Origin of the sequence: Microbacterium luticocti DSM 19459, assembly GCF_000422405.1 — a bacterium.
In the GTDB taxonomy this organism is placed as follows: Bacteria; Actinomycetota; Actinomycetes; order Actinomycetales; family Microbacteriaceae; genus Microbacterium; species Microbacterium luticocti.
This window is the reverse complement of the sequence record NZ_AULS01000002.1, coordinates 240,301-260,263: the sequence shown is the minus strand read 5'-3', so window position 1 is coordinate 260,263 and position 19,963 is coordinate 240,301. Positions and strand designations below refer to the sequence as shown.

General features: G+C 68.3%; 21 protein-coding genes. 10 read left to right on the top strand and 11 right to left on the bottom strand.

From position 1 onward, the window contains the following. Window positions 1–26 precede the first annotated feature (26 nt). Window positions 27–863, bottom strand: a complete 837-nt coding sequence (locus tag H577_RS0104100; protein WP_051191717.1) for an SDR family NAD(P)-dependent oxidoreductase — start codon at window positions 861–863, stop codon at window positions 27–29. 85 nt (window positions 864–948) lie between these two features. Between H577_RS0104100 and H577_RS0104095 the strand changes: the two genes are divergently transcribed. Continuing rightward, a complete protein-coding gene (locus H577_RS0104095) occupies window positions 949–1,746 on the top strand; it encodes an SDR family oxidoreductase (RefSeq protein ID WP_029144880.1) in 798 nt (265 codons plus the stop codon). Between the two features lie 11 nt (window positions 1,747–1,757). After that, window positions 1,758–2,978: an acetyl-CoA C-acetyltransferase gene (locus H577_RS0104090; protein ID WP_029144879.1), complete on the top strand. Its 1,221-nt coding sequence runs from the start codon at window positions 1,758–1,760 to the stop codon at window positions 2,976–2,978. A 60-nt stretch (window positions 2,979–3,038) separates the two neighbouring features. On the opposite strand, the gene H577_RS0104085 is transcribed toward H577_RS0104090, so the two are convergent. After that, on the bottom strand, window positions 3,039–4,661 hold the full coding sequence (locus H577_RS0104085; RefSeq protein WP_036283663.1) for an AMP-binding protein: 1,623 nt from the start codon (window positions 4,659–4,661) through the stop codon (window positions 3,039–3,041). 183 nt (window positions 4,662–4,844) lie between these two features. On the opposite strand from H577_RS0104085, the gene H577_RS0104080 reads away from it, so the two are divergent. Continuing rightward, window positions 4,845–5,396, top strand: coding sequence for a TetR/AcrR family transcriptional regulator (locus H577_RS0104080; protein WP_245570324.1), 552 nt, complete (start codon window positions 4,845–4,847; stop codon window positions 5,394–5,396). 2 nt (window positions 5,397–5,398) lie between these two features. On the opposite strand, the gene H577_RS0104075 is transcribed toward H577_RS0104080, so the two are convergent. Together H577_RS0104075 and H577_RS0104070 are read right to left on the bottom strand one after the other, a co-directional pair. Then, on the bottom strand, window positions 5,399–6,157 hold the full coding sequence (locus H577_RS0104075) for a CoA-transferase subunit beta (protein ID WP_029144876.1): 759 nt from the start codon (window positions 6,155–6,157) through the stop codon (window positions 5,399–5,401). After that, a complete protein-coding gene (locus H577_RS0104070; protein WP_036283657.1) occupies window positions 6,154–7,005 on the bottom strand; it encodes a CoA transferase subunit A in 852 nt (283 codons plus the stop codon). The genes H577_RS0104075 and H577_RS0104070 overlap by 4 nt, the downstream gene beginning before the upstream one ends. A 105-nt stretch (window positions 7,006–7,110) precedes the next feature. Between H577_RS0104070 and H577_RS0104065 the strand changes: the two genes are divergently transcribed. Continuing rightward, window positions 7,111–7,821 (top strand): SDR family NAD(P)-dependent oxidoreductase, encoded by a 711-nt coding sequence (locus tag H577_RS0104065; RefSeq protein WP_029144874.1) that lies wholly within the window; start codon window positions 7,111–7,113, stop codon window positions 7,819–7,821. A gap of 50 nt (window positions 7,822–7,871) precedes the next feature. Next, window positions 7,872–8,690 (top strand): aldo/keto reductase, encoded by an 819-nt coding sequence (locus tag H577_RS0104060; protein WP_051191714.1) that lies wholly within the window; start codon window positions 7,872–7,874, stop codon window positions 8,688–8,690. Here the strand turns inward: H577_RS0104060 and H577_RS0104055 are convergent. Next, window positions 8,687–9,145 carry a VOC family protein gene (locus tag H577_RS0104055; protein ID WP_281166848.1) on the bottom strand — a complete coding sequence of 153 codons (459 nt, stop codon included), beginning with the start codon at window positions 9,143–9,145 and terminating at the stop codon, window positions 8,687–8,689. The two genes, H577_RS0104060 and H577_RS0104055, sit on opposite strands and share 4 nt — an antisense overlap. An 84-nt stretch (window positions 9,146–9,229) precedes the next feature. Between H577_RS0104055 and H577_RS0104050 the strand changes: the two genes are divergently transcribed. Together H577_RS0104050 and H577_RS0104045 are read left to right on the top strand one after the other, a co-directional pair. Next, on the top strand, window positions 9,230–9,976 hold the full coding sequence (locus H577_RS0104050) for an SDR family NAD(P)-dependent oxidoreductase (RefSeq protein ID WP_029144871.1): 747 nt from the start codon (window positions 9,230–9,232) through the stop codon (window positions 9,974–9,976). Beyond that, window positions 9,976–10,596, top strand: a complete 621-nt coding sequence (locus H577_RS0104045) for a gamma carbonic anhydrase family protein (RefSeq protein WP_211217887.1) — start codon at window positions 9,976–9,978, stop codon at window positions 10,594–10,596. The genes H577_RS0104050 and H577_RS0104045 overlap by 1 nt, the downstream gene beginning before the upstream one ends. Here the strand turns inward: H577_RS0104045 and H577_RS0104040 are convergent. The 4 genes from H577_RS0104040 to H577_RS0104025 are packed head-to-tail and all read right to left on the bottom strand — an operon-like array spanning window position 10,576 to window position 14,710. Continuing rightward, the gene (locus H577_RS0104040) at window positions 10,576–11,688 is read right to left on the bottom strand and encodes an acyl-CoA dehydrogenase family protein (protein ID WP_029144869.1); all 1,113 of its coding nucleotides are present in this window, start codon (window positions 11,686–11,688) and stop codon (window positions 10,576–10,578) included. The genes H577_RS0104045 and H577_RS0104040 overlap by 21 nt on opposite strands. Window positions 11,689–11,724: 36 nt before the next feature. Continuing rightward, window positions 11,725–12,684: an acyl-CoA dehydrogenase family protein gene (locus tag H577_RS0104035; protein ID WP_029144868.1), complete on the bottom strand. Its 960-nt coding sequence runs from the start codon at window positions 12,682–12,684 to the stop codon at window positions 11,725–11,727. Beyond that, window positions 12,684–13,859 (bottom strand): acyl-CoA dehydrogenase family protein, encoded by a 1,176-nt coding sequence (locus H577_RS0104030; RefSeq protein ID WP_029144867.1) that lies wholly within the window; start codon window positions 13,857–13,859, stop codon window positions 12,684–12,686. Before H577_RS0104030 ends, H577_RS0104035 begins: the two co-directional genes overlap by 1 nt. Next, window positions 13,856–14,710 (bottom strand): enoyl-CoA hydratase, encoded by an 855-nt coding sequence (locus H577_RS0104025; protein ID WP_029144866.1) that lies wholly within the window; start codon window positions 14,708–14,710, stop codon window positions 13,856–13,858. Before H577_RS0104025 ends, H577_RS0104030 begins: the two co-directional genes overlap by 4 nt. Before the next feature lie 113 nt (window positions 14,711–14,823). On the opposite strand from H577_RS0104025, the gene H577_RS0104020 reads away from it, so the two are divergent. From H577_RS0104020 to H577_RS0104010, 3 genes are read left to right on the top strand one after another with little or no spacing between them, the layout of a single operon-like run. Next, window positions 14,824–15,987 (top strand): acyl-CoA dehydrogenase family protein, encoded by a 1,164-nt coding sequence (locus H577_RS0104020; protein WP_029144865.1) that lies wholly within the window; start codon window positions 14,824–14,826, stop codon window positions 15,985–15,987. Then, window positions 15,984–16,775, top strand: coding sequence for an SDR family oxidoreductase (locus H577_RS0104015; protein WP_029144864.1), 792 nt, complete (start codon window positions 15,984–15,986; stop codon window positions 16,773–16,775). Before H577_RS0104020 ends, H577_RS0104015 begins: the two co-directional genes overlap by 4 nt. Before the next feature lie 29 nt (window positions 16,776–16,804). Next, complete coding sequence (locus tag H577_RS0104010) at window positions 16,805–17,956, top strand: acetyl-CoA C-acetyltransferase (protein ID WP_029144863.1); 1,152 nt, start codon at window positions 16,805–16,807, stop codon at window positions 17,954–17,956. Between the two features lie 7 nt (window positions 17,957–17,963). Here H577_RS0104010 and H577_RS0104005 read toward each other — a convergent pair whose 3' ends face one another. Both H577_RS0104005 and H577_RS0104000 read right to left on the bottom strand, forming a co-directional pair. Beyond that, a complete protein-coding gene (locus H577_RS0104005) occupies window positions 17,964–19,037 on the bottom strand; it encodes an NAD(P)H-dependent flavin oxidoreductase (RefSeq protein WP_029144862.1) in 1,074 nt (357 codons plus the stop codon). Window positions 19,038–19,071: 34 nt separating this feature from the next. Then, window positions 19,072–19,824 carry an enoyl-CoA hydratase family protein gene (locus H577_RS0104000; RefSeq protein ID WP_029144861.1) on the bottom strand — a complete coding sequence of 251 codons (753 nt, stop codon included), beginning with the start codon at window positions 19,822–19,824 and terminating at the stop codon, window positions 19,072–19,074. Window positions 19,825–19,963: the final 139 nt, after the last annotated feature.

Sequence of the window (19,963 nt, the reverse complement as noted above, 5' to 3'; positions counted from 1 at the left end):
GGCATGGTTCGGTCGCGCGTCGAACCTCAGGCGTGATCCGGCATGTTGGTCCAGCCGCGGCCGTGGGCCTTGCGATACCAGCCCGATGCGGCAAGAGTGCCGCCATCGACCGGAATGGTCTGCCCGGTGACGAAGCGTGCGGCGTCGGAGGCGAGGAAGGCGACCACGTCGGCGTAGTCGTCCGGCTCGCCGAAGCGGCCGAGCGGGACCCACGACTTGATGAGCTCGGGGTCGCGACCGGCGAGCATCAGCTCGGCGGGAGTCTGCGGGGTGTCGGCGAGGTCGGGTGCGATCGCGTTCACGCGGATGCCGAACCCTGCCACTTCGACCGCCAGGCTCTTTGTGAACGCAGACACCGCAGCGTTGTAACCCGAGTACACGGCATTCCCTGGAATGCCTCGGAATGCCTCGACTGTAGACACGTTCACGATGGCTCCCGAGCCGCGTTCGATCATTCCGGGCAGCAGCAGGTGCGTCACGGTCAGCACGTGCCAGTAGTTGAGCTTGTGCAGGCGCTCCCACTGCTCGGGCGGGCTCTTGAAGAACACCGCCTTTGCCGGTCGGAAGTCGCCAACGTTGTTCACCAACACGTCGACGCGCCCATCTGCATGCTCGTCCACGGCCGCCCCCAGCGCGCTGACAGTCTCGTCGTCCGTGATGTCGCCTATGACCACGATGCAGGCGCCGCCGGCCGCGACGATCTCCGCCCGTGCCGTCGCAGCGCCGACCTCGTCGATGTCCACGAGCACCACCAGCGCGCCTTCGGCGCCGAAACGCCGACTCACTGCGCCGCCGATACCGAGTGCTCCACCTGTGACCACCACGTGTCGCCGGATGGGGGAGGATGCCACTACGTCGTTCATGCAACAAAACTAGCATTTGTTTGGTAATGTGGCCAAGGGCCCTCGCCCGGCGACGGTGCCGCGTCAGTACACAAGGGAGAAACCCGTGACCATCCTCATCGATCTGTCCGGCAAGGTGGTGGCCATCACCGGTGGTGGCCGTGGCGTCGGGCGAGGCATCGTCACCCGATTCCTGGCATCCGGCGCAGACGTCGAGTTCTGTGGGCGTACCGAACCGGACACCCTGCCCGAGGCGGACGGGCGGCGCGCCCGCTTCACCGCCGTGGATGTCCGCGACCCGGAGCAGGTGGACGCATGGATGTCGCAGCTGCGCGCCCGCCACGGAGGGCTGGACGTGCTGGTCAACAATGCCGGCGGCTCGCCCTTCGGCCGGTTCGAAGCCGGGTCGCCCGGTTACCTGCGCGCGATCACCGAGCTCAATTTCCTCTCGGCCGCATTCACGGCACGTGCGGCGTGGTCACTCCTGCGGGAACGTCGAGGGAGCGTGATCAACATCACCTCCATCAGCGCCCGGCGTCCGAGCCCCGGCACCGCCGTCTACGGGGCGGCAAAGGCCGCTCTCGAGAGCCTCACCCACAGCCTGGGCGCGGAATGGGCCCCCGAGGTCCGCGTGAACGCCGTGCGTTGCGGGCTCGTCGCCACCGACGGCGCCGATGAGCACTATGGCAGCCCCGAGCAGCATGCACGTGTCGCCGGCACCATTCCGCGGGGGCGCCTGGCCACGCCGGAGGAGGTCGGTGACGTTTGCGTCTTTCTGGCCTCGCCACTGGCCGCGCACGTCACCGGCGGTGTTGTGCCGGTGGACGGCGGTGGTGAATGGCCCGCCTTCTTGTCACACACACCCAATGCAGATGTCTTTCCGGGCGACCAGCCCCGTACCTAGAGGAGTTCTCCATGGCCGAAGCCGTCATCGTCTCTGCGGTCCGCTCACCCATCGGGCGGGCATACAAGGGCAGTCTGCGTGAGCTGCGTGCCGACGATCTGGCGACGCAGATCGTGCAGGCGGCGTTGGATGCCGTGCCCGAGCTCGATCCGCATACGATCGACGACCTTCTCATGGGATGCGCGCAACCCGCCGGCGAGCAGGGATACAACATCGGACGGATCGTCGCGATGCAACTCGGACTGGATGATGTTCCCGGTACCACGGTGAATCGCTATTGCTCATCCTCTCTGCAGAGCGCGCGGATGGCGTTCCACGCGATCAAAGCGGGTGAGGGCGATGTGTTCATCGCCGCAGGTGTCGAGGCCGTCTCTCGATTCGGCGCAGGCAAAGCCGATGGCGGGGATGGGACACAGAACCCGCGCTTCGAGGCAGCGACGGAACGTACGCGGACCCAGGCAGAGAACGCCGACCACGTCTGGACCGACCCCCGCGGGGCCGACGAGCTGCCCGACATCTACATCGCGATGGGTGACACCGCCGAGAACGTCGCGACATTCCGTGGTGTCTCCCGGCGCGCCCAGGACGAGTGGGCGGTGCGCAGCCAGCAGCGGGCAGAGGCCGCCGCCGCACGCGGCTTCTGGGAGCGGGACATCACGCCCGTCAGGTTGCCGGATGGCACCGAGGTGTGCGCGGACGACGGTCCACGAAAAGGGGTGACGCTCGAGAGCGTGAGCGCGCTGCAACCGGTGTTCCGGCCGCACGGGACGGTCACGGCTGCCAACTGTTGTCCGCTCAACGACGGTGCGGCTGCCCTCGTGGTAATGAGCGAGGTCCGTGCGGCCGAACTCGGGTTGACCCCACTCGCCCGCATCGTCGCGACCGGGGTCTCGGCGCTCAGTCCTGAGATCATGGGACTTGGTCCGGTGCAGGCCGTCCAGCGCGCCCTCGACAACGCCGGGCTCGCCATTCGTGACATCGATCTCCTCGAGATCAATGAGGCCTTTGCAGCTCAGGTTCTGCCCTCGATCGATGACATCGGCATCGACCCGGAACGGGTCAACGTCAACGGTGGAGCCATCGCCCTCGGGCACCCCTTCGGGATGACCGGGGCACGCATCGCCACGACCGCGATCCACGCGCTGCAGGAGCGGGACGAGCAGTTCGCCGTGGAAACGATGTGTGTGGCGGGCGGACAGGGGATGGCGATGATCCTCGAGCGGCTGAGTTGATCGGTCGCTGAACGGATCGGCCCGGCGCGCTGTGCGTGCCGGGCCGACGTGCGTGACGGGTCAAGACTCGTCGCGAAGCTCCCGCTTCAGGATCTTGCCCGTCGCATTGCGGGGAAAGTCGTCGACGAACACGAACTCGCGCGGCACTTTGAAGTTCGCCAGCCGCTCCCGGCAGAACTCAGCGAGCTCTTGCGCACTCGGCTTTTGCGCATCGGTGAGCAGCTTGACATAGGCGCGGCCCACTGTGCCCAGCCGGTCGTCCGGGATCCCGAGCACCGCCGACTCGTTGACTGCGGGATGTCCCCGGAGCACGTGTTCGACCTCCGCCGGGTAGACATTGAAACCACCGACGATGAACATGTCTTTGATGCGGTCCGTGATCTTCAGGCAACCGTGTTCGTCGAGGCTACCCACATCCCCGGTGTGGAACCAGCCCTCCCCATCGAATGCCGCAGCCGTGGCAGCGGCATCCTCGAAGTAGCCCGTGAACACGATGTCACCGCGCAGCAGGATCTCACCCGGTTGATCGGTCGGCGTGTCACGGCCGTGCTCGTCGACCACGCGGATCTCGAGACCGGGAACCGCCGGGCCTGTCGTCTGGGACGCGTGATCGAGCGACTCGCCGTGCCGTGAGAATGTCGCAACAAGGCACTCCGTGAGTCCATACGCCTGCGCCACGCGGTCGAATCCGAGAACATCGACCATGTCGTGGAACAGTGTAGGCGGAGCCGTGGTCGCCCCGGCCACAGCGAACCGCAACGACGACAGATCATAATCACGCCTGCGGGGGTGGTCGAGCAATGTGGTGAAGATCGTCGGGACTCCGGGGAGCACCGAGATCCGTTCGGCTTCGACGAGCTGCATGAGCGCCTCGGGCTCGAACACCGAGATCGGGATGATCGTGCAGCCGGCGATCAGCGATGAGAGCAGCCCGGCTTTGTACCCGAATCCATGGAACATCGGGTTCACGATCCCGTACACATCGTCGCGGGTCAGCTCCGCACCCTCCGACCATGAGCGGGCGATCGACAAGCTCTGCCGGTGCAACGCGATGACGCCTTTGGGGGCTCCGGTGGTCCCCGACGTGAACAACATGTCGATCATGTCGTCGCGGGTGACTGCCTCCATCCGCGCCTCAAGCGCGTCATCACCGACTGCACGTCCTCTGGCCAGGAACTCACCCCACGAGGCCGTGCCCGGTCCGTGGGAGCCGTCGAGGCTGACCGCCAGGCGCAACGCCGGCAGCCCCGGCGCGGGTTGCCCGTCTGCGGGGGATGGGACCCCGTCCCCGCCGACCAGGGACTGGCCGCCACGACGCAGCATCTGTACGAAGCCCTTCGCCAGGAAGGCATCGTCGAGCACGATGACCCGGGCACGCGAGCGTGACAGGATGTATGCGGCCTCGTGGCCTGTGTAGCGGGTGTTCAACGGGACGACCGCTGCTCCGATCGCTTGTGCTCCGAGCATCGCAAGGATGAACTCGTGGCGATTCGGCAGCCAGACGGCGACGCGGTCGCCGTGGCCGACGCCCGCGGCGATGAACGCGCGGCCGACATCACGTACGCGTTCGTAAAGCCCTGCGTACGATATCCGCACACCGTGGTCGATGACCGCAGCGTGCTCACCCAGAGATGCCTGCTCGCGCAGGAGGGCGGGTACGGTTTCAGCGTGCGAGAGGGGCATCGTCGGGATCCTTTCGCGGGATTTGGGAATGCGGGCGGGTCATCGGGTGTGCTAATTGTTGACTGCGTAACATGAACAAGCAAATGCTTGGCGAAATCGCCGAGCGCCGAAGGGGGAAGGACGCCGATGCCACGCACGACGCGGACGAAGACGGAGCAGAGTTCCGAGCGAAGGGATCAGATCTTGGCGATCGCCGCGCACCTGATCGCCCGACGGGGATACTCGTCCACCACCGTCCGCGACATCGCCGACGAGGCAGGCATCCTCTCCGGCAGTCTCTACCATCACTTCTCGTCCAAAGAAGCGATCCTCGAAGAGATCCTGCGGTCGTTCCTGAGCGGTCTGCTGGCGAAGTTCGAAGAGATCGCGGACTCGGACGCTGGCCCGCGTGAGGTGCTCGACAAGCTCATCGAGCATGCGTTCGTGGCCATCGAGCAACAGCACGACGCCGTCGCCCTCTACCAGAACGAGTCCGCGTTCCTCGCGACCCAGAAGGGCTTCGAGTTCCTCGAGAAAGACAGCATGCGTATCGAGAAGCTCTGGCTGGCGCAGCTGCGGGACGGTCAGGAACGCGGTGAGCTCCGGGACTCGTTCGACGCCTTCGTCGCGTACCGGTTCATCCGTGACGCAGTATGGTCCACTGTGCGGTGGTATCGGCCGGGAAGAGGGCACACGGCAGCCAGCCTTGCCGAGAACTTCCTCGATCTGCTGCACAACGGAATCCTTGCCGAGTAGGGTCAGCCCGCGACCTCGCGCGATCGCAAGCCCTGGGGGTCCAGGACCTCGCGGATGAGCGTGAGTTCGTCGGCGTTGGGGGTGCGCGTGGGGGGTACATCATCGACGTCGACGGGGAACCCGGTGTTGTCGACAACCTGCTGCGGGTCGACGCCCGGGTGGACCGACTTGACCCGTAGGAGTCCCTCGTCATCGAAGTCGAAGACGGCCAGATCGGTGATCACCACACCAAGATGATGGAAACGCAACGTGGAGCCCGCACGGCGGGCGCGGTCATTTCCGACGCCCGAGACCATGTCGACCGCGGGAACGAACACCCGTGGGCTGTGGCGGGATACCCAGTAGTCGACGCGGTGGTTGGCGGTGTTGCCCGGTGCCCCGCGCACACCGATGAGCTGACGAGTCGGCTTGCGCCAGTCGCCGATGAGCGAGATGTTCTGGTTGCCGTACCGGTCGATCTGGCTGGCGCCCATCATGCTTTGGCGTCGCCCGGACGAGAGGATGTCGAAGATCCGGCGAAAGGGCACCCAGCCCTCGACCACACCGCCCGCTGATGCCGGCGCGCCGACCGGGGCGGGAATGCTCATCAGGAATGCCTCGCCGTCGGTGAGAACGATGTCGGGCGCGAACGTCGCCTTCGCAAGGCGGGCGCCGAGGCCAGGGATGATGCCCACCGCATGGGCGAGTATTTCGCCCGCATTGCGATACGTGTCGGCGCACGCGGCGATGCAGACCTCTGCAGTGGTGACTTCGGCAGTCATGACTCTCCCTGGTCGGTGTGGAATCCGGCCACCGCGTCGTGGTAACCGGCTTCATCGGTGCTGAGGAATCGCTCGACGAACGCGGCCCAGGCCTTGGGATCCTTGGCGGACTGCGCGTAGTGGCGCTGGAACATCTCGTCACGCAGATAGTCCGGCTCGCACGTCGTGAAGTGTGCTCCTCGTGGTGTTTCGACCACGCCGGACACGTACATGCGCGGGAGCAGAAGCGTGTGGAAGGTCCCTTCCTCGAGCAGCTGTGAAGTCGGCACGATCTTCTCTGCAGAGACGATCGTGCGCGTGGCGGCCATCGCGAACAGGTCGTCGAAGTAGGGATCAGGTCCGAGGAACTGTCCGTTGCCCGCGGCATCCGCACGGTTCATGTGCACGAACGCGACATCCAGGGGAAGGGCGGGCATCGCCGCGTATTCGTCATCCGAGTAGGGCGATCGCACCGTCTTGAGGTGGGGGTTGGCAGCGAGCACATCCGAGCCGATGCCGGCGCGGATCGGCAGGAAATCCAGACGTCCCGCGGCGGCTCGCAGCCCCGACACGAACATCCCTTCGTCGTACTCTTCGACCTCGAGCCCGCCCCGCTGTCGGACGGCGGTGAACAGAGGGTCGAGGGGAATGCTGTCGAGCGACACGAAGCCGTAGATCAACTTTCGGATCCGTCCCGCGTGCGCGAGAAGTCCGACATCCGGTCCGCCGAAGGCGACGACTGTGAGGTCTGTGACGTCGCTACGCAGCAGGGCGCGCACAAGCGACATGGGCTTGCGTCGTGAACCCCAGCCGCCGATCCCGATGGTCATGCCACTCTCGACTGTGGCGACGGCTTCCTCGATGGTCATGAGTTTGTCGGGCACTCCTGCTCCTCGCACGCATCATCGCGCAAACCTAGCGCTTGTTTGGTAACCAGCGTAGCATGGCACTTGCGACGTAGAGGAGGACGGATCATGAGCGCACCACATACGATCGTCACCGGAGGCGCGAGCGGTATCGGTGCCGCCACCGTCGAGAAGCTGCGCGGCCGCGGTCACGCGGTCACGATCTTCGATCTGACGCCGTCGGCGGATCCCGATTCCGAAGCCGTCGACGTGACGGACGAGGACGCCGTCTCGGCCGCGTTCGATCGCGCCGCCGCACGCCGCGGGCCCGTCACCGGACTCGCGATGTCGCACGGTATCCGCGGCGCGTACGTGCCCGCGCTGGAGATGGACATCGCCCGCATCGCGCGCCTGTACGAGATCCACGTCATCGGGGCGCTCGTGGTCGCCCGGCAGATGGTGCGGCGGCTGGACGGCCGGCCAGGCTCCGTCGTCCTGGTCTCGTCCACGACGGCATACGGCGGCTGGGCGAACCAGACGGACTATGGCACGGCGAAAGCGGCTGAGCGCCAGCTCATGGCGAACCTGGCGATCGAGTGGGCGCCCCTCGGTGTCCGCGTGAACGCGATCGCCCCCGGACACACCCGCACGCCGATGGTGCAGGACCTCATCGACAAGGAGGGGTACGACGTCTCCGATGTCGAGCGCCGCGCGCCGCTGGGCCGGCTCGCTGAACCTGCGGAGCAGGCCGAGGCGATCGCGTGGCTACTCAGTGACGCGACGTTCGTGACCGGGCAGTGCCTGCCGGTGGACGGCGGCTGGACGGCGGCCGGCAAGTGAGATCGCTGCCGCAGCGGCGCATCGGCGATCTCCATGTATCCGCGCTGGGGATGGGCGCCATGACGCTCACGCAGACGCCGGAGCAGGACTCGGCCCGCGGGAGACGTGCGGTGGAAGCGGCATTGGAGTCGGGCATCACTCTGTTCGACACGGCCGACAGCTATGGGCCGACCGATGAGATGGGCGTCAACGAGCGCGCGCTCATCGCCGCGCTGCGTTCGCACCCCGGTGCCCTCGATCATGTCGTCGTCTCGACGAAGGGCGGACACACCCGCGGGCCGAACGCAACCTGGTGGGTGGACGGCAGCCCCGAGCATCTGGCGCGAGCGGCCCGGGAGTCGGCCCTGCGCCTCGGATTCGAAGCCCTGCCCCTTTTTCACCTGCATCGGCCGGACGTGAAGGTACCCCTGGAGGATTCGTTGGGGGCGCTCGCACAGCTCGTCGACGATGGGGTGGTGGTGCGGGTCGGTGTCTCCAACGTCGACGCGGACCAGCTGCTGCTGGCGCTGGACATCCTCGGCGACTCTCTGGTCAGTGTCCAGAACGAGTACTCGCCACTCGCGCGGGGCTCCGATCCCGTGCTACGGCTGTGCGAGGAGCACGGGCTGGCGTTCCTCGCATGGGGGCCGCTGGGAGGTATGCGTTCGGCGAAGGGACTGGGCGAGGAAGCAGCCGCCTTCCGTGCCGTGGCCGCCGCACGCGAGGTGAGCGTGCAGGTCATCGCACTGGCGTGGCTGCTGCGCCTGTCGCCCGTGCTCATCCCGATCCCCGGCGCGAGCCGACCGGAGAGTGTGCGCGATTCGTGTTTGGCCCCCGGCATCGACCTCACCGACGAGGAACTTGCCCAGCTGAACGGCTCGGTCGCCTAGTGGGCGGATGCCTCGGCGGCGGGAGGCTGCACGAGCTCGACGCGCACACCGTCCGGGCCGAGGACATAGACGTAGCGCCAGTCTTCGAGCGGCCCGGTGGTGCCGGTCATCGGCTCGGAGAGGGTCTCGTAGCCGAGTTCCCGCACCTCGGCGAGAGCGGCGTCCATGTCGTCCACGACGACGGCGGGATGCGCGGCGCCGATCGAGGCATTGTTGGGGTCGATGCGCGGGGCACCCGTACCGCGGTACTCGAGCAGCTCGATGACGGCGGCCCCCGCGGACAGGGCGACGAACGCCTGCAGGATCTGCGCGCCCGGATGCCCGGTGGCCGCCTCCACGGCCGGTCCACTCTTGACGTACGGGCCCTCGACGACGCCGCCCGAGACGGTGCGGTAGAAGCGCAGCGCTTCGTCCATGTCGCCGACCGTGATCCCGATGTGGTGAAGACATCGCATCGCTCGCGTCCCTTCGCTGTCCGTGTTCCTTGATAACAACCTAACGCTTGCTCGACTGGCGAGCATCCACCCCGAGAGGAAGCCATGGCAACCGCAGAACCGATCATCGACCTGGAGGGCCGCGTCGCCGTCATCACCGGAGCCGCCGGCGGGCAGGGGCGCGCCCATGCGCGTCTGCTGCACGACCTGGGCGCGCGTCTGGTCCTGACCGACATGGATGAGCCTGGCGTGGCGGCGCTCGCCGCCGAGCTCGGCGAGGGCGCCGTCGCGATCCGCCACGACGTCTCCTCCCGCGACGGGTGGCGTGCCGTCTGCGCCCTTGCGAGCGAAGCGTTCGGGCGGGTGGATGTGCTCGTGAACAACGCGGGATTCTGCCCGACAGGACCGCTGTCCGAGACGAGCGAAGAGACGATCCGTCTGGTCATGGACGTCAATGCGATCGGGCCGATGCTCGGCATGAAGGCGATCCTGCCGCTGATGAAGGAGAACGGCGGGTCGATCGTGAACATCTCCTCGACGGCCGGCCTGACCGGCTACGCGAACCGGGTGCCCTATGCGGCCTCGAAGTGGGCGGTGCTGGGCGCGACGCGGTCCGTGGCCCACGAGTACGGGCCCTATGGGATCCGTGTCAACGCGATCTGCCCCGGCGCGGTCGATACGCAGATGATCAGCGAGGACACCCGTGCCGGGGTCGGGTTCATCACGCAGATCCCGATACCGAGGGCCGGCCGGCCCGAAGAGGTCTCGCGTCTGGTCGCCTTCCTGGCCAGCGATGCCAGCAGCTACTGCACCGGCCACGAGTTCGTCATCGACGGCGGGCAGGTCGCCTGATGCCCGCCTACGAGATCGACGGTGTCGTGCCGGTCGTTGACCCGACAGCGTTCGTCCACGAGACGGCGAGTCTCATCGGCGACGTGATCATCGGTCCCGGCTGCTACATCGGCCCGTTCGCGAGTCTTCGCGGCGACTTCGGCCGGATCGTGGTGGGCGAGGAATCGAACGTGCAGGACTCGTGCACCCTGCACGTCTTCCCGGGCGCCGACACCGTCCTGGCCCCGCACAGCCACGTGGGCCATGGGGCGATCCTGCACGGCTGTCGGATCGGCTCCTACGCGCTCATCGGGATGGGCGCCGTCATCCTGGACGGCGCCGAGGTCGGCGAGGACGCTCTCGTCGGCGCCGGCGCCGTGGTCACCGCGGGCACCCGCATCCCGGCCGCGACGATGGCCTTGGGAAGCCCTGCCCGTGTTGTCAAGGAGCTCGACGTGCAGACGCTGGAATGGAAGCGGAACGGAGTGGGCGTCTATGCGGACCTCGCGCAGCGCTCGCTCGGCTCGTTGCGCCGGGCCACGCCGCTGACCGCCGTCCCCGCGGACCGCTCTCGGGTGAGCACCTCGCGGGAGGTCTCCCGCCCGCTCCACGAGACGCGGTCAGGTGACCACGAGACCTAGTGAGACCGCGGCGCGCGTGCGCTGCTGTGCTGCTGTGCCAAACAGCTGCGCGGTGGCGTGCGCGCGCTTGAACACGAGCTGGGCGTCGTGCTCCCAGGTGATGCCGATACCGCCGTGCAGTTGGATGGTCTCCGAGCCCACGTGCGAGAGGGCGTCAGAGCACGAGGCCTTCGCCAGAAGTGCGAGCTCGGCGCGCTCGGGCGCGTCCTCGGAGTCGGCCCAGGCGGCGGCGCGCGACGCCGTCCGCGATGTCTCGACCTTCACGTGCATGTCGGCCATCCGGTGCTTCAGGGCCTGGAACGAGCCGATGGGCCGTCCGAACTGCACCCGCTGGGCGGCGTAGGCGACGGTCATGTCGAGACCTCGTGCGGCCGTGCCCGACTGCGTCGACGCGATCGCCGCCAAGGCACGGTCGCGGACCGTGTCGAGGGCGTTCGGGTCGCCGTCGCCCAGCGGTCGCGCCGGCACCGCGTCCATCCGCCAGGTTGCAAAGCGCAGGGTGGGATCGAGCGCAGGGGTGGACGTCCGTTCGAGCGCCTCCGGTCGGGTCAGCTCGAACATCCGGGGTCCGTCGTCGGTCCCGGCGATCACGATCGCGATGGCCGCGTCGTGTCCTTCCAGGACGAGTGGGATCTCACCGCTGATGTGCCACTCGCCGTCGAACGTCGCGGTGGCGGCCACTGTGGCGGGTGAGAAGCGGCCGCGCGGGTCGGCCCAGCCGAGCGCGGCGAGCGCGGATCCGTCCGCGATGGCCGGCAGGAGGCGTCGGCATGCGTCCTCGTCTCCCGATGCGAGGATCGCCTGCGCGGCCAGCGCCACCGAGCCGAGGTAGGGGGACGGCACGAGGGAGTAGCCGAGCTCCTCGAGGACCAGATGCGTCTCGAAGCGGCTGAACCCGGCCCCTCCGTACTCCTCGGGAATCGCCAGCGCCGCGGCCCCCACCTCTTCGCACAGCATGCGCCACAGCTCGGGGTCGTAGCCCGCGGGGCCGGCGATCGCACGGCGCACGGCGGGTCCATCGGCGCGGCGGGTGAGGATCTCGCGCACGATCGCGCGCAGTTCGGCCTGTTCCTCAGTGGGTTCGAATTGCATGGGGACTCCGGGAGCGGATGGCGGTGGGATCGGATGCTACGCGGAAAACAGGCTGCGGGCCACGCGCGAGCGGTGGAATCGCACAGTGCCCCAGACGCCGACGAGCGCCGGGACGAGCCCGAGCCAGATGTGCAGCGCGTGCTCGGCCGTGTAGCCGATCGCCCCGTGCACCTGCAGCGAGACGCGCGCCGCCAGCGTGGCGGCGTCGGATGCCGCCACCTTCGCCGCCGAGATGTCGCGTGCCCGGGTGGGCGCTGCGGTGTCCAGCGCGGCCGCCCACACGAGCGGCCGGGCGAACGAGAGCGCGACGCGGACATCGGCGAGCTGGTGCTTCAGCGCCTGGAACTCGCCGATCCGTCGGCCGAACTGTTCGCGGACGCCGGCGTATTCCACGGCCTCGGCGAGCAGACGCTCGCCGGCGCCGACGAGGTACGCGGCTGCGGCCAGTGCCGCTTCGTCGAGCGCGGTCGACAGGGCAGCGCGTTCGACGGGCCAGGACGTCCCCGAGGGCTGCAAGAGGGCGAGTCGCCGGGTCATCGCGAGCGACGAGGTCTCCTCGGCGATCGCGGCGGGCGCGATCGCGCCGTCGGTGACGATGAACCGGTGGGCGGACACCGCGGCGTCGAGCGCAGCGGGCGAGACGCCGGTCACCGCGGCGGTCGCGAGCGCCCCGGATACGAGGTCGCGGCGCACCTCGTCGTCTACGAGGGCAGGAAGGAGTGCGATCGTCTCGAGATAGGGACCGGGTACGCCGTGGTAGCCCAGGCGCTCGAACGCGATGACGAGGTCGCTCAGACCCGCGTCGAGCCCGCCCTGGGCCTCGGGTATACGGAGCGCAGGAAGCCCGAGCTCGGTGAGCTGCGCCCACAGGGCGAGCCCGGGTGCGGTGTCTCCGCTCGCCCAGGCGCGGGCGACGTCGGCGCCGCCGGCGCCACGCACGATGTCGTCGATCGCCTCGGCAAGGGCGGACTGTTCTTCGGTGGGCAGGAATCGCATCAGACGCGCCTTCCGTCGGTGCTGCGGGGCAGGGAGAGGATCCGCTCCGCGATGATGTTTCGCTGCACCTCGTTGGTGCCCGCGTAGATGGGACCGGCAAGGGCGAACAGGTAGTCGTCGGCCCAGCGGCCGTGATCGACCGCACCCGGCCCGCGCAGTTCCGCGGACGCGCCGAGCAGGCGCAGGCCCGTCTCCTGGATGTGGAGGTCGAGCTGCGACCAGAACACCTTGTTGATGCTGCCTTCCGAGCCCACCTGCTCGCCCGCCTGCATCCGACTCACGGTCTGCCAGGTGAACAGGCGGTATGCCTCAGCACCGATCCACGCGTCGACCACGGCATCCATGGCGGCAGGATCGGTGTCGGGATGCTCCGCGCGAAGAGCGACCAGACGTGATGCACCGGCCAGGAACCTTCCGGGCGCGCGCAGGGACAGCCCGCGCTCGTTGCCGGCGGTGCTCATGGCGACCCGCCAGCCGTGGCCCGGCGCGCCGAGGACGTCGTCGTCCGGTACGAAGACGTCGTCGAAGAAGATCTCGGCGAACCCAGTCGTGCCGTCCAGCTGGGTGATCGGGCGCACGGTGATGCCGGGCGCGTCCATCGGGAACAGGAAGTAGGTGAGCCCGCGGTGCCGCTCGGCATCCGGGTCGGATCGGAACAGCCCGAAGCCGCGATCGGCCCACACGGCACGCGAGCTCCAGATCTTCTGGCCGTTGAGCACCCAGCCGCCGCGTGCGTCGTCGCGCCGTGCCGTGCTGCGGATCGCGGCGAGGTCACTGCCCGCTCCCGGCTCGGACCAGGCCTGTGCCCAGATCAGCGTCCCGTCGGACATGTCCTTCAGGTACCGTTCCTGCTGGCTCGGGGTGCCGTGCTCGAAGAGGATCGGTGCGAGGAGGGCGATGCCGTTCTGTGCGACGCGAGATGGTGCGCCTGCGCGGTAGTACTCCTCCTCGAACAGGACCCATTCGACCAGGCCGACATCCCGCCCGCCGTATTCCTCGGGCCAGGCGACGACGGACCATCCGCCCGAGGCGAGTTCGGCCTCCCAGGCACGGTGGGCGTCGAACCCCGCCTCGGTGTCCATCGAGGGCAGCGGCTCGGTGGGCACGTGCTCGGCGAGCCAGGCGCGCGCTTCGGCGGCGAACGCCTCCTGCTTCGGAGTGAGATCCAGGTTCATGCCTCGACCTTCCGATTGCGGATCGTCTTCACGTCGACGCCACCGAGGGAGTCTCCCTGTATTTCGGCGTTGTGTGCGTGCGCGGCGTGGTGCAGGCCGAAGACCGAATCCATCCCGGAGCGCAGACCCTGCAGGTCCTCCGCCTGGTTGACCGCCTTCTTCGTGAGTGCGAGGCCGAGTCGCGGCATCCGCGCGATGCGATCCGCGAGCGCGAGGACGCTCTGCTCCAGCTCGTCGCGTGGCACGACGTGGTTGACCATGCCCAGTTCGTGGGCTCGTCGTGCCGGCATCCGGTCGCCGGTGTACAGCATCTCTTTCGCCGCGCGCGGGTTCGTGACCCACGGATGCGCGAAGTACTCCACTCCGGGAATGCCCATCGTCACGACGGGGTCCTGGAAGAAGGCGTCGTCGGAGGCGACGATGAAGTCGCATGACCAGGCGAGCATGAGGCCTCCGGCGATGCACGCGCCTTGCACCATGGCGATGACGGGCTTGGGGATCTCGCGCCAGCGTCGGCACATCCCGAGGTAGACTTCCGACTCCCTGGCGAAGCGCGAGTCGACCCCCGCGGCCCCGACGTGGTCCCACCAGATCACGGCCTTGCGCTCGAAGCTCTCGTCGATGTCGCGTTCGGGCGTGCCGATGTCGTGACCGGCGCAGAAGTGCTCGCCATTGCCACCGAGCACGATGACCTTGACGTCGTCGTCGTCGACGGCTCGCACGAAAGCGGCATCGAGAGCATAGGTGACCTTCGAGTTCTGCGCGTTGCGGTACTGCGGGCGGTTGAGCCGGACGACGGCGACGGGCCCGATCGTCTCGTACGTGACCACGCCCTCTGCGGTAGCGTCCATGGCGGGCTCCTCTCTGAACTCGGATCAGTGTAACCAAACAAGTGCTTGGTTTGCTACCATGCCGAGAAGACGATGCCGACGGCCCATGGAGGTCCGATGAGGAGAGGGCACACGTGGACGTGATCGACCGAGACGAGCGGTTCCGCGCCGAGATCCGTGGCTGGCTCGAGGAGAACCTCGCCGGCCGCTTCGCGGCGCTGAAGGGGCTGGGCGGCTCCGGCCGCGAGCACGAGGCGTTCGAGGAGCGCTTGGAGTGGAACCGCCACATGGCCGCCGCGGGCTGGACCTGCGTGGCCTGGCCGGTCGAGTTCGGCGGGCGTGGGCTGAGCCTCGACCAGCAGGTGATCTTCCATGAGGAGTATGCGCGCGCCGGCGCGCCCGCCCGCGTGAACCACCTCGGCGAGGAGCTTCTGGGGCCCACCCTCATGGCCCTCGGCACACCCGAGCAGCAGGCCCGCTTCCTGCCGAAGATCGTCGCGGTCGAGGAGCTGTGGTGTCAGGGCTATTCGGAGCCTGGTGCGGGGTCCGACCTCTCGGCGGTCTCCACTCGCGCGGTCCGCGATGGGGACGAGTGGGTCATCGACGGGCAGAAGGTCTGGACTTCGCTCGCCCAGCAGGCCGACTGGTGCTTCGTGGTCGCCCGCACCGAAGAGGGCAGCGTCCGCCATCGCGGGCTCTCCTACCTGCTGGTGCCGATGCACCAGCCGGGCATCGAGGTGCGGCCGATCCTGCAGCTGACCGGTACGAGCGAGTTCAACGAGGTGTTCTTCACCGGCGCGCGCACGAGCGCAGATCTCGTGGTGGGCGGCGAGGGCAACGGGTGGGCGACGGCGATGGCGACCCTCGGGTTTGAGCGGGGAGTGTCGACGCTCGCCCAGCAGATCGGATTCCGTCGCGAACTCGATGCGGTGATCGAACGGGCCCGGCACACCGGTGCGATCGACGATCCCCTCTTGCGGGATCGGCTCGTCGCCGCGCACCACGAGCTGGAGATCATCCGGCTCCACGCCCTGCGCACCCTCGGCGGGGAGCAGGGGCTCCAGGCCTCCGTCACGAAACTGCTGTGGGCGCGCTGGCACCGTGCGCTCGGTGAGCTGGCGATGGACGTCGCGGGCCCCACCGCCCTCACGGTCAGCGAGCCGCCGTATGGGCTGGACGCCCTGCAATCGCTGTTCCTGTTCAGCCGCGCGGACACGATCTACGGCGGGTCCGACGAGATCCAGCGCAATGTCATCGCCGAGCGCGTGCTCGGCCTGCCGAAGGAGGCACGTGCATGAGTTCGACCACCGCACCGGAATACGTCCCCGGTCACGGACTGCTCGAGGGAAAGCGGATCGTCATCACCGCGGCCGCCGGGGCCGGCATCGGCTCCGCCGCGGCGCTCCGCTGCTTGGAAGAGGGCGCGGCGCTCGTCGTGATCGGAGACACCCACGCCGGACGCCTGGCCGAGGCCGAGCGTGAACTCGGTGAGCGCTTCAGCGCCGACCGGGTGCGCAGCGTGGTGTGCGACGTCACCGACGAGGCCCAGATCGCCGCGCTCCTGGATGCCGCCGAGGACGGCGGCCCGATCGACGTCATGATCAACAACGCGGGCCTGGGCGGCACGGCGCCGATCCTGGAGATGACCGACGAGCAGTGGTGGAAGGTGCTCGACATCACGCTCACCGGCACCTTCCGCTGTGTTCGCGCCGTCGGGCGACGGATGGCCGCTGCGTCCACCGGCGGGGTGATCGTCAACAATGCATCGGTGATCGGCTGGCGCGCGCAGGAGGGGCAGGCGCACTACGCCGCCGCGAAGGCGGGTGTGATGGCACTTACCCGCTCCGCCGCGATGGACCTCGCAGGTGCGGGCATCCGCGTCAATGCCGTCTCGCCGTCGCTGGCGATGCATCCGTTCCTGGAGAAGGTGACCTCACCCGAACTGCTGGAGGAACTCACTTCGCGGGAGGCCTTCGGCCGCGCCGCCGCGCCCTGGGAAGTCGCCAACGTGATGGTGTTCCTGGCCAGCGACTACTCGTCCTACATGACCGGTGAGGTCGTGTCCGTCAGCAGCCAGCACGCCTGAGCCGTGCCGCGACCCCTGGAGGCATCCGCATGACCACCGCATATCTCGTCGACGCCGTCCGCACGCCCGTGGGCAAGCGCGGTGGAGGGCTGTCCGCCGTCCACTCCGCTGATCTCGGCGCGCACGCGATCCGGTCACTGGTCGAGCGCACCGGGATCGATCCCGGCGCCGTAGACGACGTCGTCATGGGCTGCACCGACACGATCGGTTCCCAGGCGGGCAACGTCGCCCGCACAGCCTGGCTCGTCGCCGGGCTCCCCGACCATGTGCCCGGCGTCACGATCGACCGTCAGTGCGGATCGAGCCAGCAGGCCGTGCATTTCGCGGCGCAGGCGGTCCTCAGCGGCACCGCCGACCTCGTCGTCGCCGGAGGCCTGCAGAACATGTCGGCCATACCGATCTCCTCCGCGATGACCGTCGGCGAGCAGTTCGGCTTCTCCACGCCGTTCGCCGAGTCGCCCGGCTGGCGTGCCCGCTACGGCGACCAGGAGGTGTCGCAGTTCCGTGCGGCGGAGATGATCGCCGAGAAATGGGACCTCACGCGCGAGCAGATGGAGGAGTTCGCGCTGGAGAGCCACCGACGGGCGATCGTCGCCACGGACGAGGGGCGCTTCACCCGGGAGATCGCTCCGCTGGCCGGAGTGACCGCCGACGAGGGCCCGCGCCGCGACACGAGTCTGGAGAAGATGGTGGGCCTGCCGACGCTCGTCGACGGCGGGCGGGTCACCGCGGCCGTGGCCTCGCAGATCTCGGATGCCGCCAGTGCCGTCCTGATCGCGTCGGAGGCCGCCGTGACGGCGCACGGCCTCACGCCGCGGGCGCGCATCCATCACATCTCGGTGCGGGCCGCTGATCCGGTGTGGATGCTCACCGCCCCGATCCCGGCGACGAAGCACGCCTTGGAGCGCGCGGGGATGACGATCGACGACATCGACCTGTTCGAGGTGAACGAGGCGTTCGCCTCGGTCGTGATGGCGTGGATGAAGGAGACCGGAGCCGATCGCGGCCGCGTCAACGTGAACGGCGGCGCGATCGCCCTGGGGCACCCGATCGGCGCGACCGGAACGCGCCTCATGACGACTCTGCTCGGTGAGCTCGAGCGCACGGGCGGCCGCTACGGCCTGCAGACGATGTGCGAAGGCGGCGGCGTCGCCAACGTCACCATCATCGAACGGCTCTGAGGCGCGTTCAGCGGATGACGGTCGCCGCTGCGGCATCGAGCCGCTCGACGGCCTCGCGCACGATGCGGTCGACGAGTTCTTCGCAACTCGGCAGATCGTCGATGAGACCCACGACCTGGCCCGCGGCGAGCATACCCGCCCGAGTGTCGCCCTCGACGAGTCCCGCCTTCAGCAGCATCGGCGTGTTCGCGGCCAGCACCATCTGCGACCAGCGTCTCCCGGAGGCCTTGCGCATCGAGACCGCATCCTTGGCAAGGGCGGGCCAGCTCAGTCCGGACATCTTCTTGAACGCGAGCGAGCGGCGCGCGGTCGCGGCCAGACGGCGGATGCGACCGGTCGTCTCGAGGCCCTCGACGAACTCAGTCCGCAGCAGCCTGTGGGGCATCCCGTCGGCCTTCGTCGTGACAACCGTGCCGTCCAGACCGAAGCCGAGGTAGCGCTGCTTGATCGCGTCGGGCACGGCGCTGTCGCTGGTGAGCAGGAAGCGCGTGCCCATGCCGATGCCGGCCGCGCCGTATGCCAGCGCTGCGGCCAGCCCCCGGCCGTCGTGGAAGCCGCCCGCGGCGATCACGGGGATGTCCACGGCCGAGACGACCTGCGGGACCAGGATCGAGGTCGGAACAGCGCCGGTGTGCCCGCCGCCTTCTCCTCCCTGCACCATGACCGCGTCCGCTCCCCAGGAGGCGACCTTCTCGGCATGGCGCACGGCTCCGATCGACGGGATCACTGTGACGTCGTTCTCCTTGAGCTTCTCGATCAGCTCGCGCTTGGGCGCGAGCGCGAAGCTGGCGACCTTCACGCCGTGCCGGATGAGCAGGTCCACGCGTTGTGCGGCATCGCCGGCGTCGGAGCGCAGGTTCACCCCGAACGGCCGGTCGGTGCGCTCGGACACCTCGACGACCGCCCGCTCCAGCTCTTCGTAGCTCATCGTCGCGGATGCCAGGATCCCGAGGGCTCCGGCATTCGCGGTGGCCGACACCAGCCGCGCGCCGGCGACCCAGCCCATGCCGGTCTGTACGACGGGATGGTCGACGCCGGTGAGCTCGGTCAGTGCCGTGCGGATCATCGGGGGAGTGCTCATCGTCGTCCTGCTGCCTTTCCGTTCCGCGTCTTGCTCAGGAGTCCGCACTCGAGGCGATGAACTCGTCGCGGCGCTCGTCGGCGACGCCGGCGAGGTTCAGCTCGAAGGTGAAGCCCTGCTCGAAACGGTAGCTGCGGTTGACATCGATCGGATCAATGCCGTTCAGGGCTTCCTTCGCGGCACGGATCACGCGAGGGTCCTTCGCGGCGATCTGGTCGGCGATCTCGAATGCAGCCTCATCGAGGTGTGTGCGCCCGACGACTGCCGCCACCGAACCGAATTCGAGCAGCCGCTGTGCGGTGATCGTGCGACTGGTGTAATACATCGTCCGCAGCAGATGCTGGGGCACGAGGCGCGCGAGATGTGTCGCCGCGCCCAGCGCACCGCGGTCGACCTCGGGTACGCCGAACGTCGCATCCTCCGCAGCGACGATCACATCGCTGTTGCCCACCAGGCCGACCCCGCCGCCCAGGCAGAACCCGTTCACCGCCGCCACGACGGGAACCCGACACTCGTAGATCGCCTTGAACGCCGCATAACAGCCGCGGTTCGCGCCGAGGATGCCGACGAACCCGTCCAGGCTCTGCATCTCCTTGATGTCGACGCCGGCATTGAAGCCGCGCCCCTCGGCCCGCAGCACCACGGCACGCGTGCTGTCGTCGACGGATGCCTCATCCATCGCTGCCGCGATGTCGAACCATCCGGCCACCGGCAGGGCGTTGACCGGTGGGTAGTCCATCGTGACGACGCGCACACCCTTGTGATGCATCGAAGAAGTGACTGGCATGGCGATACCGACCTCACATAGGGCGACCGACGGTCGCGCACCTTCTCAATGGAACGAGAGTAGCAAAGTTCTTGGTCTAGCGTTTGCTTGGTACAGTCGGCTAAGGTGGGATGCACCACCGCACTCGTAGATGGAGTAC

Bases quoted from the DNA above. Each gene is read 5' to 3' on its own strand.
- H577_RS0104100 (WP_051191717.1), bottom strand. From the start codon at position 863: ATGAACGACGTAGTGGCATCCTCCCCCATCCGGCGACACGTGGTGGTC.
- H577_RS0104090 (WP_029144879.1), top strand. From the start codon at position 1,758: ATGGCCGAAGCCGTCATCGTCTCTGCGGTCCGCTCACCCATCGGGCGG.
- H577_RS0104085 (WP_036283663.1), bottom strand. From the start codon at position 4,661: ATGCCCCTCTCGCACGCTGAAACCGTACCCGCCCTCCTGCGCGAGCAG.
- H577_RS0104075 (WP_029144876.1), bottom strand. From the start codon at position 6,157: ATGACTGCCGAAGTCACCACTGCAGAGGTCTGCATCGCCGCGTGCGCC.
- H577_RS0104070 (WP_036283657.1), bottom strand. From the start codon at position 7,005: ATGACCATCGAGGAAGCCGTCGCCACAGTCGAGAGTGGCATGACCATC.
- H577_RS0104065 (WP_029144874.1), top strand. From the start codon at position 7,111: ATGAGCGCACCACATACGATCGTCACCGGAGGCGCGAGCGGTATCGGT.
- H577_RS0104060 (WP_051191714.1), top strand. From the start codon at position 7,872: ATGGGCGCCATGACGCTCACGCAGACGCCGGAGCAGGACTCGGCCCGC.
- H577_RS0104055 (WP_281166848.1), bottom strand. From the start codon at position 9,145: ATGCGATGTCTTCACCACATCGGGATCACGGTCGGCGACATGGACGAA.
- H577_RS0104050 (WP_029144871.1), top strand. From the start codon at position 9,230: ATGGCAACCGCAGAACCGATCATCGACCTGGAGGGCCGCGTCGCCGTC.
- H577_RS0104045 (WP_211217887.1), top strand. From the start codon at position 9,976: ATGCCCGCCTACGAGATCGACGGTGTCGTGCCGGTCGTTGACCCGACA.
- H577_RS0104040 (WP_029144869.1), bottom strand. From the start codon at position 11,688: ATGCAATTCGAACCCACTGAGGAACAGGCCGAACTGCGCGCGATCGTG.
- H577_RS0104035 (WP_029144868.1), bottom strand. From the start codon at position 12,684: ATGCGATTCCTGCCCACCGAAGAACAGTCCGCCCTTGCCGAGGCGATC.
- H577_RS0104030 (WP_029144867.1), bottom strand. From the start codon at position 13,859: ATGAACCTGGATCTCACTCCGAAGCAGGAGGCGTTCGCCGCCGAAGCG.
- H577_RS0104025 (WP_029144866.1), bottom strand. From the start codon at position 14,710: ATGGACGCTACCGCAGAGGGCGTGGTCACGTACGAGACGATCGGGCCC.
- H577_RS0104015 (WP_029144864.1), top strand. From the start codon at position 15,984: ATGAGTTCGACCACCGCACCGGAATACGTCCCCGGTCACGGACTGCTC.
- H577_RS0104010 (WP_029144863.1), top strand. From the start codon at position 16,805: ATGACCACCGCATATCTCGTCGACGCCGTCCGCACGCCCGTGGGCAAG.
- H577_RS0104005 (WP_029144862.1), bottom strand. From the start codon at position 19,037: ATGAGCACTCCCCCGATGATCCGCACGGCACTGACCGAGCTCACCGGC.
- H577_RS0104000 (WP_029144861.1), bottom strand. From the start codon at position 19,824: ATGCCAGTCACTTCTTCGATGCATCACAAGGGTGTGCGCGTCGTCACG.